At 40.7% G+C, this 2,714-nt stretch carries 1 protein-coding gene; it reads left to right on the forward strand.

Annotated features, from left to right (window positions below; all coding sequences use genetic code 11):
• The first annotated feature begins 750 nt into the window (after positions 1-750).
• Positions 751-2,622 (forward strand): lysylphosphatidylglycerol synthase domain-containing protein, encoded by a 1,872-nt coding sequence (locus tag K5Q99_RS21555; RefSeq protein ID WP_246604559.1) that lies wholly within the window; start codon positions 751-753, stop codon positions 2,620-2,622.
• Positions 2,623-2,714 lie beyond the last annotated feature (92 nt).

Consider the following 2,714-nt stretch of genomic DNA (forward strand, 5'->3'; position numbering starts at 1 on the left):
TCAATCAGTGCCTTAGAGGCCAGCATCAAGCTGTTTAATCGTTTTAGGTGAAGTTCTGGGCAGTATTGGTGTAAAGAATGTTGTAGGATATTGGCTTCGCGCATCTTGTTGTCCAAGTGTAGTTTTTGGCGAAACCATTTGATCATGCAACAAGATGCGCTTCCACCCTAATTTGATGATTTATTTGTAAATCATCAGGGGATTCTTCAGAGCTGCGTATCTATTGCAGATTTTTTTGGCTTTTATATTATCCCCCCCTCAATTTAAAATCATTAACTCACTATTGCTATCAGCTTGTTAAGCACATTAATAAAACGTCATGCAGCAAATGCGTAAATCCATTGCGAATGAAAAATCCCTATGTTAAAAATCCCGTCGATAAAGTGGTGTTAAAAATAATACCAATCGTATTAAATATCTGTTCATTCAGCGGGAGTTCAACGCGCTTTAGACAAGGCGAAGGCTTGAAGGCATAGTGGTGCTCTGTCGAAAGCCTTGAACGCAGTATAAAGCGCGTTGAAACCCGCCCTTCGGGAGCCTCACAGGCATCCCACTCCCGTGTTGTATTGACTTAAAAGGGAATAACCATTTCCGCGTCAATGCGCCTTGGATTGAGATGCCTGTGAGGCTCTGAACTGATTAGATATTTAATGTGACTGGTATTAAACTAAGTTAATTAATTTTTAATGCTGTTTCAATGTTGACGTTAAATAACCTTAGCTGAATCAGTCTTAGGTGCTGGAGATTAACATGGGGAGACGAGTGCGGGTGTTTATTAGCCTTATAATATTCACTGTCTCATTACTCTTGCTTTATAATTTAGAACAAGAATATCAATTAAGTGACATTATTAAAGAGGTTAAAGGATTTTCATTTGTTGAGTTGTTATGTACAGCACTACTCACAGTGGGAAGTTACTCTTTATTAACCTTGTACGATTTTATTGCCGTTCGGAATATCGATAAGGAGATACCTTATCGTAAAATAGTCCCTATTTCTTTTCTGGGTTTTACGTTCTCCAATACTATTGGGTTCTCTCTGTTAACGGGGACGTCGATAAGATATAAGTTTTATTCCGAACTTGGCTTAAGTGGTAATAAAATCACTCAAATAGTCATTTCATGTTCAGTGACATTCTTCCTCGGACTCTTTTTTATTTGTGGTATTGCACTGGTATGCTTTCCCTCTGAACAATTATCAGCCTTACCTTTGCCAACATGGCTATTTTCATTAACGACAGTGCTCGGTATTGGCATGCTGCTCAGTGTATTAGGCTATTTACTGATGAGTGTGCTGCGGAAAAAGCCATTTAACTTTCGTGGCTTTGAAATTACGCCACCTCTGTTATCTGTATCTTTAAGACAGTTGTTGGTGTCTTCACTTGATTGGATTGTCGTAGGAACCTTGTTTTATAGCTTACTGCCCGCGGTAGAAAATTTGGGCTATATACAGGTCTTAAGTATTTTCTTTGTTGCGAATGCGCTTGGGGTGCTTGCCCATGTGCCGGGTGGTATTGGGGTGTTCGAGTCCGTCGTGACTGTGGCCTTATCGCAATATTTACCGGTTGAGCAAATCCTCGGCGCCATTATTGTCTATCGGATCATTTATTACATTATTCCATTTTTAATCTCTTTGGCATACTTTGTTATTACGATCGCGCGGTCAAATAAAGATAAAATTGTAAAGTTAAATACTCGAATTGCATTTATCCGCCAACTGTTACCACCGCTATTGAGTATCAGTGTATTTAGCTCAGGTTTATTATTACTCTTGTCAGTGGTTAACCCTTCTATTATTCATAAGTATCACTGGTTAGGCGAGTTAGTCCCGCTGCCGATCATCGAAATATCGAGCATCATTTTGAGTGTGAGTGGTGTCTTGCTATTGTTGTTATCCCATGGGTTATTTAAACGCTACCATAATGCCTTTGAATTAACGAAAAAGCTGCTGTTGGTGGGCATGTTATTTATTATGCTTAAGGGCGCGGAATGGGAAATATCACTCGCGATCGGATTAGTGTACGCATTGATGTTGCCATGTGAGAATTTGTTTTATCGAAAGGGTTCAGTCGTCGGGATTAAATACTCTTTGGGTTGGCTGTTATCACTTTCTGCCGCTTTATTCTTAATGATTTGGGTATTATTTTTCTCCTATCAAGATGTTGATTATGATCATTCACTCTGGTTTACCTTCTCCCCCGATAGCCATGTATCGCGAGCATTGCGAGGAGGAGCGATTGCTATCTTTATCGTGCTTGCCTTTGCCGAGCGCTATTTCTCGTCTCGTACTCAGCTTAAATCACCACAACTGGACACGCCTTCATTAAAGCAGGCGATGGAGATTGTCGCGCAGTCGCCGAGCAGTCATGGCTATTTAGCCTTAGTGCAAGATAAATCAATCCTATTTAATGAGGATAAAGACGCCTTTCTTATGTATGCAAGGGCTGGACATTGCTGGGTGGTAATGGGCGATCCAATTGGTAATCAACATAAATTTGATGATTTATTGTGGCAGTTTAGGGAGTTATGCGATGCCTACGATGGTTGGCCGGTGTTTTATCAAGTGACGCAAAAATATCTGCCGAGCTCTGAAGGATCCCCTCATAAATCAGCCATAGCATAGCCATATTTGAGCAACTGATTGGCGAATAATACCCAGGCCGCCAGCAATTCTTTCTCCGTGATTTGATAATCAGGCCGCCTGAGTACCTCCAA

The organism is Shewanella hafniensis (assembly GCF_019655335.1).
In the GTDB taxonomy this organism is placed as follows: Bacteria; Pseudomonadota; Gammaproteobacteria; order Enterobacterales; family Shewanellaceae; genus Shewanella; species Shewanella hafniensis.